Raw genomic sequence first — 15,210 nt, forward strand, 5'->3', positions numbered from 1 at the left:
GCTAGTTGGCCCGGTCCCCGGGCATGCGGTTGGCGAACCAGCGGCGGTACACAACGGATCCAATGGCGAGAGCGACGAGCAACACCCCGGCGGCGGCCAGCGCCCACACCGCGGTCATATCCGCTGCGGGAAGTGACGCGTCGGCCGTAATCACGTCGTGTGCGATCGCACTGTGCGCATGGATCAGGTATGTCATAAAGCTGTCCCCCCGGTTGTTGAGCTCCGTCGTCTCAATTCAGCACGGTCAGTCTACCCACGAGCGGGGTGCAGGGAAGAAACCTCACTACTGAGATTCGTACCCCAAACCGCGGGACGCCCGGCGCCGAACCACCAGCATGCCCCTGTCCCCGTTGTACCCCGTGATCCCCGCATGAACCCCACCCTGCGCACCGTAATCATCGTGCTGGCCGTGGTCCTTGTTGTCGTTGTGGTCATCGCCCTCGTAATGTCGCACCGCCGGGACATGGCGGCCCTTCCCGCCGGGGTATCCGACTCCACCGGGTCGATCGCCACGCGCGGCCCAGCCCCGACGGGACTCGCCACAAGCGGAACAGGGGCGGATGCCACGGCAGGCGCGGCACCGGATGGCGCGCCACCCACGCGCGGCGCGTCCCCCGGAACCACTACCCCGGGCAACGCCCCCGAGCCGGGACTCTCCACCATCGATGTACCACCGGGATCAACCGCGTCGTTCTACGGCGACTCGTACACACTTGGCACCGGGGCATCCACCCCTCTCAACCGCTGGTCCAGCATCATCTCGAAGGAGCGCGGCTGGATCGAAGTGAACCCCAGCACCAACGGGCTCGGCTTCGTCAACAACCGCGGCACCTACGCGGACGACGACGAGCCGCAGGAAATCATCGACTCCAACCCGCGGGTCGTCTTCATCACGATGGGGCTGAACGACAACTTCAGCTTCGACCGGTCGGCGCGGCAGATTCGCAAGCAGATCACGGCCGATTTCCTGCGCCTGAGCGCGGCGCTGCCGGGCGCGCGCTTCGTGGTCGTCGAGCCGTTCTGGTACACGGATGTGCGGCCGGCGTCCGTCGACACCATCATCGGATGGGTGCACGAGTCGGCGACGGCGATCGGCGCCGACTACATCCCGGGTGCCTCGCGCTGGATCGAGGGTCACCCCGAGTGGATGGCGCCCGACGGCCTGCACCCCAACGACGACGGCTACGCCGAAATGGCGCGCAGAATGGATGCCTCGCTCGAGGCGCTCGGCTTGTAGCGGTTGCCTCGGGGATCCGTTGCGGTGACGGCGTGGTGCGCGCTCGCTGAGCTGCTACCAGCTCGAGGTTGATCCGCCGGAGGATCCGCTGTCGGAGCTTCCGCCGCTGGACCCGCCGTCCGAGCCGCCGGACATGCCGCCCGTGCCGCCCGACATTCCGATGTCGCCACCGGCCGACGCTCCGGTGCCCGCGCCGAAGCCGCCGGCGTTGGGGTCGCTGTCGAACGGGTCACGCTCGCCCCGGTGGTGATGGGGGCCGAGGTGGGATCCCAACGCCATGGGGCCGACGTATCCGGCCATCGAACCGTTCTGCCGGAAGTAGCGGCTCTGGTAGCGCTGGGAGGATCCGCCGGGGTGCGGCCGACCAGTCGCATGATGACGGTCACCACGATGGCGATGATCACCAGCACGAAGAAGCCGCCGACGAGGCCGGTTAACCCGACCATGTCGGGGGACTGGGAGAGAGTCGCGTCCGGAAAGAAGGGGCTGCCGTCGCCGGTCACTACCTCGCCGTTAGCGGTGTAGATGTCGGGGATCTCGCCGTCCGTCTGGTCGGGGTCGAACGACTGTCCAGTGCCCGCAGCCTGCAGCGCGGAGATGCCGAAGTCGAGTCCTCCGAGGATGTCGCCGTCCTTGAAGGCGGGCGACATGAAGTCATCGCCGATGGCCTGCGCCGAGGCATCCGAAATGTCCGCCTGCAGTGCAGGGCTGAGATCGATGCGTAGCGTGTGGTCGCTCATGGCGACGACGATCAGGACGTTCTTTTCTGTGGGCGACGTGAGCGACCAGGCCGTGGCGACCCGGTGCGCATAGCTCGCGATGGGCTCGCCGTCGGTCGTGGGGATGATGAGCACCGAGGTGCGGTCGCCGGTGTTGAGGTCGCCGTCGGTGATGGTGGCGGCAAGCTCGGCGATGTCGGAGTCCAACAGGGCGCCGACGGTATCCACGATGGGGGAGTTGCGGGACGGCGTCGCGGGAATGTCCGTCACGGCGGTGGCCGAGCTCGCACCGGCGAGGGCGAACATCACTGCGATGGCGGCGGTGGTGAGCAATCGAAAGCGCATCTGTTCTCCTCGTTGTTCGCGAGTCTAGAGAGTTGCTCAGATTCAGCCAAGTCAGAATCGCGGCATGCCACGGCGCGCATGGGCCGGTCCACGCCCGCGCGGGGTATCGGCGCGGGGACGGCTCGTTATGACACTGGTTTCACCCAGCGGCGCCACTCCGGTTGCTTGCCGTATCCATCGGCGGCCCAGATGGACTGACCGAGCTCGTTATGCTCAAGCACCATCGCGTCGATGCGGCTTGCCCCCAGGCGTGACAGCCGAAGCTCCGCGCGCGCAAGCAGCTGACGGCCGATGCCCCGCCGTCTGACGTCAGGATGAATCGCGAGGCGATACAGGTGAGCGCGCCAGCCATCCCATCCCGCGATGAGGGTGCCCACAATGCGATCGCCCACAATGGCGAGCTCGAGCGCCTCGCTGTCTCGGTCGATCAGCGCCGCAACCATCGAGGTGTCGTCACGCGGCCGGGAGTCGTTCTCAGCGGCGACGGCCCACAGCGCGAGCACCGTTGCGATGTCGCGCGCTTCGGCGAACCTGAACTGCACATCGGGGGAGGAATGCCAGTGGTCATGCCGGTCAGTTTACGGACGCGAGTTTGACTCCCTGCGCGGGATTCGCGCCCGGTCGGCGAGGTAGGTGGGAAACGCGTCCGGAGTGACGTAGCCGTCCATCGATCCGTGCTGCATGAAGTATCGGCGCTGGTCGCGCATGAGCGATCCCGCCCGGTATCGCTTCACCAGTCGCACCACAATGACCACGATCACAACGGGTACGGCGATCGTTACGATGAGCCAGAGCAAGGCGAAAGCGGCCGCCATCGACGTGACGTCGACCTGATCGACCTGGGTGCTCATCATCCGCTCAAGCATTCGGTTCCCCTCGTTGATGGTGAGTTTAGAGCCCTACTCAACTTGAGTCCTCGATTGAGTCGGAGGAACGTGCGAGCTCTAGCTGCCGCCGGATGAACCATCGCCGCCGCCGAGGCCGCCAGCTCCGGGGTAGATGCCGACCTGGTCTTGGGTGCGGACGTAGCCGCCGAGGAGGAGCGGGTCGGGGGCGTAGCCGTCCATCGTCCCGTTCTTGGCGAGGTAGGCCTGCTCTGCGGTGCCGGGCGTGACCTTCTTGTAGCGGCGATAGAGGAGAAAACCGATGATCGCGATGACAACCAGAGCGACGATGATCGCGGGCAACAGTGCGATGAACAGGTTCGGCGAGACATCCGGTCGGGTAATGAGAGGCGCGTGTTTCATTGGAACTCCCTTGATAACCATGAGTCCGTACCCGACTCGCGTTCAGCCTGGAACACTCTGTCTGCCGCGCATAGAGATTCCTGAATCGTCCTCAAAATGTCGACAGTTGCTCAATCTAGTGATTGTGAAGGTAGACAACTTATTCGCGCAACGCCCCATTTTCGAGCCTTGACGACGGTTCCTGAGGATCGCTACGGTTCCCTCAATCCAGCTGTGCGCAGGGCGCTACACGCAAGGGCGCGAGTTGGGCACTGGTTGCGGTGCGGATGACACGAATGTTCCGGCTCGGTTGGAACAGGGGGTCAACCGAGCTTCATCGCGAACGGGTAGCGCGTAGGGCAGCGCTACAAAGAGGAGGGCGGACGCTCGGGTGCCCGCCCTCCTCGTTCGTTCAGACGAGAACCTCGTCGAGCATCGCCGCGAGATACGCCGATGACTTTTCCGGCCGCAGGCGCACCGAGTACCCCAGCCCGCAGGTGAGAATCATCAGGTCCAGGGCGTCGAGGCCGGGCCGCAAGTGCGACTCGGAGCGGCGGACGAGAATCGCGAACGCTTCGACGAGCTGGTTCCGCAACAGGCGGGTTTCGTCCCGTACCGGGCTCGCGTTGACGGATGCGGCCGCAAACGCGGGGTCCTCGACGAACACGCCGAGTGACTCGGTGAGGAAGTGGCGCAGGGCGCCGAGGGCGTCGGGGTTCTCGGCCGCGAATTTGGCCTCGGCAAGCAACTGGATGAACCGGTGATCGACCAATCCCTCGGACAGCGCCTCCGGCGACGCGAAGTGTCGGTACACGGTTCCTATGCCCACCTCGGCCCGGCGGGCGACGACGTTCAGCTGCAGCGCCTGGCCCGCGTCGCTCAGTTCCTTGGCCGCAGCCATGATGCGATCGCGGTTGCGGGCGGCATCGCGGCGGAGGGTGGGCATGCCACCAGTCTAAACGCGCATACCCGTCTAACAGGATTATTCATCGAATCGGATTATCTATCCACTTAATGGTACGGTCGAGCCATGACGCGAGAAACGATAGACATTGCCGGCACGACGCGACGGTACGAGAGGTTTGCGCCGTCGACGCCGCGAGCGGATGCCCCGCTGCTGCTGGCTCTCCATGGCACGACCCAGAACCCGAACGGCATGCGCAAGTTCAGCGGCCAGAGCCTGGACGCCCTGGCCGAGCGCATCGGAGCGGATCTGGTCTACCTCGAGGGATATCGTCGCGCCTGGAATGACGCCCGCCGGCTGAAGACCTCTGCGGCCCAGAAGAAGAACGTCGACGACGTCGCGTTCGTGCGGGCGGTCGTCGAACGCTTCGGACGTCCGACCATCGCGATCGGCTACTCCAACGGGGGTCAGCTGCTGCATCGCGTGCTGCGCGAGGTCCCCGGCCTGCTGGTTGGCGCGGCGGTGATCTCGGCCGGGCTCCCCGTCGACGACGACTTCACGCTGGTCGGCGTCGCGCCCGAGGAGATCCCGATACTGCTCTTTCACGGAACCGCCGATCCCGTCGTTCCGTACGACGGCGGCGCGACCCGACTGCTCGGCAGGACCCGCGGCTCCGTGCATTCGGCGCGCGCCACGGCTGAAAGCTATGCACCGAGCGCCGAGCCGACGGTCGTTCGGGATGGCGATATCGAGCGCGCCGACTGGGGGCGGGTTCGCCTGGTGACACAATTCGGGGTTGGGCACGTGATCCCCAACCGCCTGACCTCACCCGCCCCACGGCTCGTCGGCCCGTCGCACCACGACCTCGACGTCGGCGAGGAGATCGAGGGGTTCTTCGGGCTGGGGACCCCCTAGCGTCCGATGGTGTCGAGCTCCGCGACATCCGCTTCCGACAGCGACAGCCCAGCACCGACGACGTTCTCGCGAAGGTGCGCGGCCGACGACGTGCCGGGGATCAACAGGATGTTGGGCGACCGCTGCAGGAGCCAGGCGAGCGCCACTGCCATGGGCGTCGCGTCCAGCCGCGTCGCGATGGCCGAGAGCGCGTCCGACTGTAGCGGGCTGAAACCTCCGAGGGGGAAGAACGGAACGTAGGCGACGCCCTCGGCCGCGAGGCGGTCGATCAGCTCGTCGTCTTGGCGGTAGGCGAGGTTGTACATGTTCTGCACCGAGACGATGGGCGCGATCGTCTGGGCTTCGGCAACCTGCTCGGTCGTGGCGTTGCTGACGCCAAGATGACGGATGACCCCCTGCTGCTGCAGCTCGACGAGGGTCGTGAACGACTCCTCGATGGGGCCGGCGACGGGTCCCTCGGAGTTGCCGAGCCGGAGGTTGACCAGTCCGAGGGTCTCGAGGCCGAGGACGTCGAGGTTCTCCTGCACCTGGTGACGGAGCTCGTCGGGTGTGCGGGCCACGGGCCATCCGCCGTCCGCATCCCGGGTGCCGCCGACCTTGGTGACGATGTGCAGGGAGTCGGGGTAGGGGTGGAGCGCTTCGCGGATGATGGCGTTGGTGAAGCCGGGTCCGTAGGCGTTGCTCGTGTCGATGTGGGTGATGCCGAGTTCGATTGCCTCGCGGAGCACGGCGAGGGCGCCCTCGTGATCGGCGGGTGGGCCCATGACCCAGGGGCCGGCCAGCTGCATCGCGCCGTATCCGAAGCGGGAGACGGTGAGATCGCCGAGGGTCCAGGTGCCGCCGGGGAGTGAGGGGGAGGGGGTGTTCATGCTTCTGCCTTTCGGGCCGTGCGGGATGGTGCCTGATGGCTCCTTGCACGAGTATGAGAGAGCAACTTCCTGTGGGGAAGTAGGCACTTTGGGGTGCGTTAGTCACCCGGAAAGCGAGGACATGGCGATGGCGACCACGACGGCGGCTCAGAAGCGGGCCGAGGCCAAGGCGAAGTACGACGCGTTTTTGGCGGTCTGCCCGAGCCGGAAACTGCTTGATCGCATCTCGGACAAGTGGGTCATGCTCATCCTCACCGCACTGGGCAGTGGGCCCGACTGCGTGGGTGAGCCCCGGCCGATGCGGTACTCGGAGCTGTCCCGTGTGCTCGCCGGCGTGAGCCAGAAGATGCTCACCCAGACTCTGCGCGCGCTGGAGCGCGATGGGCTTGTGACGCGGACGGCGGAGCCGACCGTCCCGGTGACAGTCACCTACGAGCTGACCGACCTCGGCCTCTCGCTGCACCAGATGACGCGCGGCATCAAGCTCTGGGCAGAGCAGCACATGGATGACGTCTTCGCCGAGCGGAACTCCTACGACGCGCGCGTGGCCTGAGCGGCGCGACTCGACGCCTGAACGCAAGGAGGGCGGACACCCGTGTGCCCGCCCTCCTTGTTCGTTGGTGCTACTTGCTGGTGAACTCGGCTGCCGCGGTGACGACCTCCGAAGCAAACGTGCCCTGCGTGATCGCGGTTGCACCGCCGTCGACGGGGATGGTGACGCCGGTGACGTAGTCCGACATGTCGCTGGCCAGGAAGGTGGCAACCTTGGCGATGTCGTCCGAGTAGCCGACGCGGCCGATCGGCTGCGTGGCGTTGAGCTTCTCGGCAAGGAACGCCACGAACTCGTCAGACTGCTCCAGCGGCACGCCAAACGATCGGGCCATGATCGGCGTCATGATGATTCCGGGAGCAATCGCGTTGGAGCGGATGCCCAGCGGTGCGAGTTCGGCCACGGCCTGGCGCACGATACCGATGATCGCGTGCTTCGCGATCGTGTAGCCGGCGGCGGACCAGCCACCCTGCAGCCCCGCCGCGCTGGCGGTCGTAATGATGGATCCACCCGTGCCCTGCTTCGTGAACTGCCGAGCCGCAAACTTGTGGCCAAGCACCACCGATCGCGTCAGGAGTGCGAGTGTCTTGTCGAATCCGGCCGACGTGATGTCGACGATGGCCGACGGGTCGCCCTGCGCGCCGGCATTGTTGTACATGATGTCGAGCTTTCCGAACGCGGCGACGGTGGTGGCAACAAGTGCCTCGATCGCGTCTTCATCGGTCACGTCGGTGTGTACGTAGAGGGCGGCGTCGCCCAGGCGCTCCGCAATGGAGGCGCCAAGTTCGTCCTGAATATCCGCGATCGCGACCTTCGCGCCTTCAGCGATGAAGCGCTCGACGCTCGCGAGTCCGATGCCGCTGGTGCCGCCGGTGACGATGGCTACTTTGCCGTCCAACAGTCCTGTCATGGTGTTACTTCTTTCCGCGGGCCCGGTTGATAGAGCCTCGCGGTCGGGCCCTCGGGCCGGTCGGCTGATCCGCCGTCAGCTCGTCGAGCCGGGAGCGGAAGTCGGAGAGGCCGCGTCAGCGGGCGCCAGTAGCGGTGGGCCGAATGCATCGAGCAGGCCGGCGAACTCGGTGGTGAGCTCGACGTCATTCGTGCCCACTCGCTCAAGAGCAATACGGGTTGCACTGGCTATTGCCGCCGCGGCTGCACGAGCCCGGTTGCTGTCCACGGAAATGCTCAGCCGCGCGGCAAGGAATGGGGCCAACGCCGCCTCCCCATCGTGCACCTTCCGCAGGAAGAGACCCCACATCTCTGGGTCGGCCAAGACGAGGGGAAAAATCTCATCGGCGCGCGACGTGATGCGAGTGGTGAACATCGCGTCGAAGGCATCGACGACGACATCACGGATCGGCGCCGGCGGGTGCTCCATAACCGCGGCATTCATGGCCTCGGTCATTGCGTCGAACACCGGTCCGATCGAGTCGGCCTTGACCGGAAAGTACCGGTAGAACGTTCGCTCGGAGACCCCGACGGACCCCGCGATGTCGGCCACGGTGAGCTGCGTTGTGCCGCGGGTGAGGTACAGCTCGCAGCATTCCTCTGATACCCGGAGGCGGGTCGAGGACGCGAGCTTCTTCACCACCCCTTCAGCCTACGCTCATCTGGCAGAAACTGCCAAGTGGCAGGGTCGGGATGCCTCGGGCCGGCGCATCCCGTCGCCCGCCCCCAGCATCCGTTCCCCAGGTGCGGAACTATTGCGGTGCTGGTGCCCAGGAGTCCTTGTCTGGGTGAAAAACCGCAGAAACTCCTGATCTGGCCAAATGTGAAGGCTGCGGGATGCCTCGCGCCGCTACCGGTTGGAGAAGCAGCCCGGCTGAGGCGCACGCCCGATGCCGCGCGCTAGGCCGGCACTAGGCAGCGACGTCGGCCGGCTCGGCGTCGGCGGGCACCGCGTGGCGCGAGCGGACGAATCCGAAGACCACGAGCGCTGCCGCCAACCCGGTGATGAGCAAGCCGCCGATCGTGGCGGCGGTCTCGAACTGCATCGATTGCGCAGGGCTCCAGTCGGAGGAGGCGATGCTGCCCGAAAACAGGGCCGCGAGCAGCGTTCCCGTGACGGCGATGCCGACGCCGTTGGCGACCTCGGTCGTGGTGTCGGTCAGGGCGGCCCCGATCGTCGTGCGATTCTTCGGCAATCCATTGAGAATGTTGATGGCGGCGACAACGCCGACCACCCGCAGGCCGGCGGCCACGAGCGCCAGAGCGATCGCGACGAAGACGTACCCAAAGCTGTTCAGCAGCGCGTACACCGCGAGTCCGGCCACGACGGCGGAGGCGCTCATCCACGCAGCGCGCGTGATTCCGACCCGCGTCACGAACGGATTCACGAACGGCCCGAGCGCCAGCAGCACCACGACCTGAGGCAGCATGCCGAGGGCAGCCAGCGCCGGCGGCCAGCCCCAGGCGAGCTGCAGTTGCAGCGTCACCAGGTACCCGAGTCCGGCGGTGCCCAGTCCCGCCGCCGCCTTGAAGGCGAGTCCGCTGGAGACAAGCGGCCGGGCAATGAGCTCCAGGTCGAGAAGCGGATGTACCGCGGTGCGCTCCCTCATCACGAAGAGAACCGCTGCCACGACGGCCGCAACGAGCAGGGCCCACGGGATCCACGAGCCGGCCCCGTCGTTGATGAACGCGGTGGGCGTGATGAGGGCGAGCACGATGGTGGCTGTGGCGAGGAGCGCCCCCGGGACGTCGAGGGGGTCGCGGTGAAGCTCGGCCGGGTCATCCGCCCCTATGCCCGTGCGGATGTCGATGAAGGCGAGCATGGCGATCGGCACGTTGATGAGCAGCAGCACCTGCCAGGGGGCGATGGCCAGTACCAGGCCGCCGACGGTGGGTCCGATGGCGAGCCCGACCAGGCCGACCGTGGAGATGAGGGTGATTGCTCGCACGCGCAGGCTCTCCTGATCGAACAGGCGGAAGGCGAGGGCCATCGACCCGGGGGTGGTCATTGCGGCGGCGATGCCCATCACGGCTCGCACGGCGATCAGTTGTTCGGCGGTGGTGACGAAGGCGGTGGCCGCGCTCGCGACGGCGAGGAGGACGAGGCCGATGAGCATCACGCGGCGGCGTCCGAAGCGGTCGGCGATGGCGCCGAACAGCAGCATCAGGCCGCCGAAGATGACGGAGTAGCTGCCGGTCACCCACTGCAGTGCCGTGGTCGATGCGTGGAGTTCCCTGCCGATCGTGGGCAGGGCGACGTTGAGGATCGAGTTGTCGAGCATCTCGAAGAGGAAGATCGCGGAGAGGCCGGCGAGGGCCACCCAGGATCCGCGGAGGGAGGGAGTAGAACGCTGTTCGTTAGTCACGAACACTGTTCTACACTACGAACAGAGTTCGCGTCAATGTATGGTTGTGCCATGGCTACTCCCCAGCAGCGCCGCGCGGCCCGCCACGCTCCCAGTGATGCGCCGTCCGCTACGCGCAAGGTGCCGATTACCGCCGACCGAATCACGGAGGCCGCCCTCGAGATCGTCGCGGCCGGCGGATACGACGCCTTGACCATGCGCAACGTGGCGGCGCGGCTCGAGACTGGCCCCGCGTCGCTCTATGCCCATGTCGTCAACAAGGCAGACCTCGACGAACTTCTCATCGGCCGCCTGTGCAGCCAGATCGAACTTCCGCAGCCCGATCCCGCGCGGTGGCGCGAGCAGATCGCCGACGTCTGCACGCAGCTTCGCGATCAGTACCTCAGCTATCCCGGCATCTCCCGCGCCGCCCTGGCGATCGATGTGACCGACCTCGACGTGCTGCGCGTGAACGAGGGGATGCTCGCCATCCTGATCGCCGCGGGCATCGCGCCGCAGAGCGCCGCCTGGTCGATCGACGCCCTGTTCCTCTATGTCGGCGCGTACGCGATGGACATCGCGGTCGCTGACACGGAGGCCGACCCCGACAAGCAGCGCTTCACCACCGAACACCGCAGCGACCTGATCGCCCGATTCGAGTCGCTTCCGGCGGATCGTTTCCCGAACATCCGCACCTACGCGACCGAACTCACGTCCGGCACCGCCCACTCCCGCTTCGATTTCACCCTCGGCCTCATGCTCGGAAGCATCACGCCCTCCACGCGTCCACCCCGCTGAGTTCCTCGCATCGGTGCCCGCGTCGCCTTCGGTCGCGAGAGTTCGACAGCGGAGGAAATCCGGCATCTGAATCGTTCCAGCCTGGCCGGAATGACCGAATCTCCTCCGCTAGCGAAATTCGAGCAGTACCACGGCCCGCCGACGTTCGCCTTCGGGAGGACTTTTCGCGCCCAGGGCTGCAGAAACTCCTCCGGAAGCCGCAAAAGCGCGGTTGGTCCTTATCTAGTGCAACCGCGCGTGCCCTCGAGGGTCTGAACGCACCCGGCGGCAGTGCGGCAAGGATGCCGCGGGAGGCTTCTACGGGCTCGGTTGTGACTACCGATCCTCTAGCACTCGCTGTCAGGGGTTCCCGAAATCGAGTACGTACCGTATCCCGCCTGCCTCGTGCCTGAAAGGCCCAGGGCTGAGATCGTCACGATTGGCGAGTCGAAGGTCTCAAACCCGCCCTCCGAATCGCAGCCGTTCGGATTGAAGATCATGTGCGCGACAAGAAGATACTCCTCGCCCGGCTCAATTGACTCCGGGTAGGGCATGACCTGTCGAGCATCCGAACGATTGCCGCCCGCGACCGGAGGCTGGCCGTCAATTCTGTCGATCATCGCGGAAACTCCCGTGTCAGGACCCATGAGAATGTACGTGGCACTCGCTAATTCGACGGTTGCAGTGCCGGTGTTGACCACATGGAACCTCAAGTCGCAGTCCATATCTTTCGTGCTTGCCACGCTTTGCGAGAATGTGGCGTCCGATCCCTCGTCCCACCCCGCAAGCAGGGTGGTTCCGGCATCGCAGATGTAGGCGCGGGCATCGGGATAGACCAGAACGGCTGCCCGCTGTGCTGCCGCCGTGCTGTGCCACGCAATGACCGAAACCAGCGCGGCCAAGCCAAGAGCAAGCGCGCTGAAACCGATGATTGTGAGAGTGAGTCGTTTCCGCATGCCCGAAGCGTATTGCACCCGCAGCGCGGCGATGAATCCTACGGATCCCGCTCACGTGATTTGTGCTGGCGGAGGAGATTCGGCACCTGAATCGTTCCACTCCGGCCGAAATGACCGAATCTCCTCCGCTAGCGAAATTCGAGTGCTCCCACGGGCCCGGCGGGCCACCGGCGTTCGCCTTCGGGAGGACTTTCTGTGCCTAGGCCGGCAGAAACTCCTATCGGAGCCGCAATAACGCGGGAAGTCCTTATCTAGCGCAACCGCGCGCGCCTCGAGGGGCTGAACGCACTCGGCGGCAGTGCTGCAAGGATGCAGCGGGATGCCTCGCGGCTGGCCTTTTCTCAGCAGCCGCCGTCGCTCTGGGCCGTTCCGGTGAACGCGACCGCCCCATAGCCAGTCACCCGGGCGCCGGCGATACCCAGAGCAGAGATCGTCAGGATCGGAGAGTCGTCGATTTCGTACGCTTGCAGACCCAGGCAGGAGTTCGGGTTGAAGACCACGTGCGCGACTAGGAAGAACTCCGAACCAGGCTCAATCGCGATGGGGTGCCGCATAACCCACTGAGCATCCCTGCCCTCGTTCACGAATCGAGACGGCTGCCCGTCGATCCTGTCGACGTTTACGCCCGCGCCGACGCTTGGACCAAACATCTCATATGTAGCGCCGCTCAACTGGACAGTCGTCGAGCTGTTGTTGAGCACGTGGAACCGCAAGTCGCAGTCGAGATCCTTCGTCAGCGCCAAACTCTGCGTGAACGCGGGGTCGTGCTCGTCGGAGTCTTCAAGATAGGAGACGTCTCCGGTCTCGCAGACAAAGGCCTTCGCATCCGGATACACGAGCACGGCACCGCGCTGGCCCGCCGCCACAATGGGCCAGGCGATGAGGGCGAGCAAACCCAGAGCGAGCGCGCTCGAACCGATGATCGTGAGCGTTCGTCGTTTCCCCATGCCTCGCAGCATATGGCACCCGCGGGGCGAGCAAATTACGCCTCGTAGAACTCCAGCGGCTGCCCGTCCGGGTCGAAGAAGAACGCCATCGCTTTGCCCGTGTGCGGGTCGGTGCGCAGCTCCTCGTGACGAACCCCGAGTGCATCGAGCTCGTCGATTGCCGCAGCGACCGACTCGACCTCGAACGCGAGGTGCCGCAGTCCCACCTGCTCCGGCCCACTGCGTCGCGAGGGCGGCGACGGGAACGAGAACAACTCCACGATGTACTCCCCGTTGAGCGCCAGGTTGCCCATCCACGAGTCCCGCTCCTCACGGAACACCTCGCTGTCGAGCGTGAACCCCAGCACGTCGAGGTAGAACGCCTTCGACACCTCGTAATCCGTCGCGATGATCGCGATGTGGTGCACCTTCAGAATCTTCATGTTTAACTCTCTCGTCCCCGCACGGCCTTCACCGTCAACTGCGCCGCCGCAAACAGCATCAGCACCGCGAACAAAATCGCCGACAGCCGCGCAGGGATCACCAGCGCCAGCCACACACCAGGAATAGATGCCACGGTCGCCGCCACCCCCACGATCAAGCCAGCCCGCACATCCACTGCCCGGTTACGCGCATGGGTGATGGTTCCCGCCACCCCCGTGGGGATCATCACGAGCAGCGACGTCCCCTTGGCGATGAGGTCACTCATCCCAAACAGCACGATGAGCGACGGCACCGCGATGACGCCGCCCCCGATACCGAACAGGCCGGAGGCGATGCCCATCACGAGCCCCAGCGCGACATACCCCAGCGCGAGCCATCCGCTCAGCTCAAGCGCGTCCCCACGCTCGGGCGACACCAGCAGCGTGCGGATAGCGACGACCACCAGCAGCGCGATGAACATCCAGCGCAGCCACACCAGCGGCAGAACCCGGAGCAGCCGCGCCCCGATGATCGCGCCGGCCACCGCGCCGACGGCGATGATCAGCCCGGCGATGACGTCGATCTCGCCCTGGGTGAAGTACGTGAGGGATCCGACGATGGATGCCGGGACAATCGCCACCAGCGATGTCGCCGCAGCCCGGCGCTGATCCATGCGGGCAACCGACAACAGCAGTGGCACCATAACGATGCCGCCTCCGATGCCGAAAGCGCCGGACAGCACCCCGCCGATCAGTCCGATCGCGATGAGCGCTACCCACCGGGTATCCCTGCGATCCGTCACCCGTCGACGATAGCAACCGCAGAAGTCGCTGCCGAGTACGGGCAGCGACGCGCGTCTGTTGGCGTCCAGCGGATGACCCCAGAACCGAGCGTGCCGTCTGAGCGGCTATCGGACCTCGGTACGTATCGGAGTAATGAATAGAAGTCCCTGCACCCGGTTGAAACTGTCAACGCGAGCAACAAGGCGAACGTTATCTCCCATCCTGACTGATTTGGGAACGTTCGGACCGTCGAGGTGCATCTCCAGAATGTTGACGTTGTCAATCTTGAAATTGGGCCCAGTCATAGGAGGCTGCTCGAAGTCCCCTGCCAGAACGAGCGCGCCAAATCTACTTTCATCGCTCTCGTGATTGGTCACATTGGCGATGTTCGCATCGAATTCGATGGTTCTGCCTACATAGGTGTTGGCGAAGATTTCTGGGCCGTCGAGATCCATGTCCGAGCCGGCCAAGAGCGCCGCAAAGTCGTCGTTGTTCTCGACGGTCAAAATCTGCTCGGCTTCAGGAACTGCGGGAGTCGACTCCGGTGATTCGCTTGGTTCTGGATCTTCGGTCGGTTCTGCAGAGGCGACTGCGGCCGGCGACGTTGTCGCTTGCGCGACGGGCGGTGCGGATGCGCCTCCGCCCGAGACCACTCCGACAGTGATGATGGCGCCGACGATGAGAACTATGGCGACCCCGCCTCCCCAGAACAACGCCGGCTGCTTAACCCTGGCGCCGTTAAGGTTCGATTGAATCCTTGCTCCCAACACCAGCAGGGGATGCCTCGGCTTGATCCGGCGGAAGATCAGTTCCGATCGCATCAAAGTCTTCGGGGTCTGGGAAACGTATTCCCAGCCCTCCTTCTGCAGCTTCGCGATTGTTCGGGATTCCATCCCGCGAATCGATAGTGCTGTCTTCGATTCGTACTGTGGGTCGTCGCTGGCCATGGTGCTCCTCGACCCGGGATGGGGCTCGTCGTTTGAACTGATTGTGAGCAAAGTGATCGGCCTAGTTGAAAGACGCTGCCGCAACGTTAGGTTAGCTCAGCTATGGGAGCCCGACCGCGACGCTGAGCTTGGCAAGACCAACGTTCCCGCCCTTCTCGGCGCAAGGTCGAACGGTGCGCGCTATATCCGGGCGAGTGCGGCGAGTCCGACCGAAGAACTTCGTGAATCCGGGCGACTTCGGCGCGATAGAGGGCGGTTCTTCGCCAATCCGGGCGAGTTCGGCGCCGTGAACGCTGTGGGCGCGTGTGGTTTCCTGCAGAACGGGCGAATGCGGCGCTTCG

20 protein-coding genes and 1 pseudogene are annotated in these 15,210 nt (G+C 65.3%); 6 read left to right on the forward strand and 15 right to left on the reverse strand.

Annotation, left to right across the window (positions count from 1 at the left end; genetic code table 11):
• Position 1: 1 nt before the first annotated feature.
• Positions 2–196: a hypothetical protein gene (locus HB677_RS17840; protein ID WP_213817089.1), complete on the reverse strand. Its 195-nt coding sequence runs from the start codon at positions 194–196 to the stop codon at positions 2–4.
• Between the two features lie 174 nt (positions 197–370).
• Here HB677_RS17840 and HB677_RS17845 point away from each other — a divergent pair, with 174 nt between their 5' ends.
• Positions 371–1,237 (forward strand): SGNH/GDSL hydrolase family protein, encoded by an 867-nt coding sequence (locus HB677_RS17845; protein ID WP_255546724.1) that lies wholly within the window; start codon positions 371–373, stop codon positions 1,235–1,237.
• 277 nt (positions 1,238–1,514) lie between these two features.
• The gene (locus HB677_RS18985) at positions 1,515–1,559 is read left to right on the forward strand and encodes a hypothetical protein (protein ID WP_374193833.1); all 45 of its coding nucleotides are present in this window, start codon (positions 1,515–1,517) and stop codon (positions 1,557–1,559) included.
• Positions 1,560–1,830: 271 nt separating this feature from the next.
• Here the strand turns inward: HB677_RS18985 and HB677_RS18990 are convergent.
• The 5 genes and pseudogenes from HB677_RS18990 to HB677_RS17870 form a co-directional block, all read right to left on the reverse strand.
• Positions 1,831–2,301: pseudogene (locus HB677_RS18990) on the reverse strand (YgcG family protein); the annotation flags it as partial.
• A gap of 125 nt (positions 2,302–2,426) precedes the next feature.
• A complete protein-coding gene (locus HB677_RS17855) occupies positions 2,427–2,843 on the reverse strand; it encodes a GNAT family N-acetyltransferase (protein WP_213817091.1) in 417 nt (138 codons plus the stop codon).
• A gap of 36 nt (positions 2,844–2,879) precedes the next feature.
• Entirely contained in the window at positions 2,880–3,155 is a 276-nt protein-coding gene (locus HB677_RS17860; RefSeq protein ID WP_213817092.1) for a hypothetical protein, read from the reverse strand.
• Positions 3,156–3,245: 90 nt separating this feature from the next.
• Entirely contained in the window at positions 3,246–3,548 is a 303-nt protein-coding gene (locus HB677_RS17865; RefSeq protein ID WP_213817093.1) for a FeoB-associated Cys-rich membrane protein, read from the reverse strand.
• A 391-nt stretch (positions 3,549–3,939) separates the two neighbouring features.
• Positions 3,940–4,473 (reverse strand): TetR/AcrR family transcriptional regulator, encoded by a 534-nt coding sequence (locus tag HB677_RS17870; protein WP_213817094.1) that lies wholly within the window; start codon positions 4,471–4,473, stop codon positions 3,940–3,942.
• 84 nt (positions 4,474–4,557) lie between these two features.
• Between HB677_RS17870 and HB677_RS17875 the strand changes: the two genes are divergently transcribed.
• A complete protein-coding gene (locus HB677_RS17875) occupies positions 4,558–5,346 on the forward strand; it encodes a PHB depolymerase family esterase (protein WP_213817095.1) in 789 nt (262 codons plus the stop codon).
• Here the strand turns inward: HB677_RS17875 and HB677_RS17880 are convergent.
• Positions 5,343–6,215, reverse strand: a complete 873-nt coding sequence (locus HB677_RS17880; RefSeq protein ID WP_213817096.1) for an aldo/keto reductase family oxidoreductase — start codon at positions 6,213–6,215, stop codon at positions 5,343–5,345. The two genes, HB677_RS17875 and HB677_RS17880, sit on opposite strands and share 4 nt — an antisense overlap.
• Before the next feature lie 127 nt (positions 6,216–6,342).
• Here HB677_RS17880 and HB677_RS17885 point away from each other — a divergent pair, with 127 nt between their 5' ends.
• On the forward strand, positions 6,343–6,768 hold the full coding sequence (locus tag HB677_RS17885) for a helix-turn-helix domain-containing protein (protein ID WP_213817097.1): 426 nt from the start codon (positions 6,343–6,345) through the stop codon (positions 6,766–6,768).
• Positions 6,769–6,838: 70 nt separating this feature from the next.
• Here the strand turns inward: HB677_RS17885 and HB677_RS17890 are convergent, their stop codons facing one another.
• The 3 genes from HB677_RS17890 to HB677_RS17900 all read right to left on the reverse strand — a co-directional run bounded on the left by HB677_RS17890 (position 6,839) and on the right by HB677_RS17900 (position 10,079).
• Positions 6,839–7,675 carry an SDR family NAD(P)-dependent oxidoreductase gene (locus tag HB677_RS17890; RefSeq protein ID WP_213817098.1) on the reverse strand — a complete coding sequence of 279 codons (837 nt, stop codon included), beginning with the start codon at positions 7,673–7,675 and terminating at the stop codon, positions 6,839–6,841.
• Between the two features lie 75 nt (positions 7,676–7,750).
• On the reverse strand, positions 7,751–8,356 hold the full coding sequence (locus HB677_RS17895) for a TetR family transcriptional regulator (protein ID WP_213817099.1): 606 nt from the start codon (positions 8,354–8,356) through the stop codon (positions 7,751–7,753).
• Positions 8,357–8,624: 268 nt separating this feature from the next.
• Positions 8,625–10,079, reverse strand: a complete 1,455-nt coding sequence (locus tag HB677_RS17900; RefSeq protein ID WP_307852640.1) for an MFS transporter — start codon at positions 10,077–10,079, stop codon at positions 8,625–8,627.
• 51 nt (positions 10,080–10,130) lie between these two features.
• On the opposite strand from HB677_RS17900, the gene HB677_RS17905 reads away from it, so the two are divergent.
• The gene (locus tag HB677_RS17905) at positions 10,131–10,856 is read left to right on the forward strand and encodes a TetR/AcrR family transcriptional regulator (RefSeq protein WP_255546725.1); all 726 of its coding nucleotides are present in this window, start codon (positions 10,131–10,133) and stop codon (positions 10,854–10,856) included.
• 326 nt (positions 10,857–11,182) lie between these two features.
• Here the strand turns inward: HB677_RS17905 and HB677_RS17910 are convergent, their stop codons facing one another.
• The 5 genes from HB677_RS17910 to HB677_RS17930 all read right to left on the reverse strand — a co-directional run bounded on the left by HB677_RS17910 (position 11,183) and on the right by HB677_RS17930 (position 14,869).
• A complete protein-coding gene (locus HB677_RS17910) occupies positions 11,183–11,791 on the reverse strand; it encodes a hypothetical protein (RefSeq protein ID WP_213817101.1) in 609 nt (202 codons plus the stop codon).
• Between the two features lie 341 nt (positions 11,792–12,132).
• On the reverse strand, positions 12,133–12,738 hold the full coding sequence (locus HB677_RS17915; RefSeq protein WP_213817102.1) for a hypothetical protein: 606 nt from the start codon (positions 12,736–12,738) through the stop codon (positions 12,133–12,135).
• A 35-nt stretch (positions 12,739–12,773) separates the two neighbouring features.
• A complete protein-coding gene (locus HB677_RS17920) occupies positions 12,774–13,160 on the reverse strand; it encodes a VOC family protein (protein ID WP_213817103.1) in 387 nt (128 codons plus the stop codon).
• A gap of 2 nt (positions 13,161–13,162) precedes the next feature.
• Positions 13,163–13,942 (reverse strand): sulfite exporter TauE/SafE family protein, encoded by a 780-nt coding sequence (locus HB677_RS17925; protein ID WP_213817104.1) that lies wholly within the window; start codon positions 13,940–13,942, stop codon positions 13,163–13,165.
• Between the two features lie 105 nt (positions 13,943–14,047).
• Positions 14,048–14,869, reverse strand: a complete 822-nt coding sequence (locus HB677_RS17930) for a DUF4839 domain-containing protein (RefSeq protein WP_213817105.1) — start codon at positions 14,867–14,869, stop codon at positions 14,048–14,050.
• Between HB677_RS17930 and HB677_RS17935 the strand changes: the two genes are divergently transcribed.
• Positions 14,868–15,210, forward strand: a 343-nt coding sequence (locus HB677_RS17935; RefSeq protein WP_213817106.1) for a hypothetical protein, incomplete at its 3' end; no start/stop codon positions are given. The genes HB677_RS17930 and HB677_RS17935 overlap by 2 nt on opposite strands.

Origin of the sequence: Glaciihabitans sp. dw_435 (assembly GCF_018449675.1) — a bacterium.
Classification (GTDB): Bacteria; Actinomycetota; Actinomycetes; order Actinomycetales; family Microbacteriaceae; genus Glaciihabitans.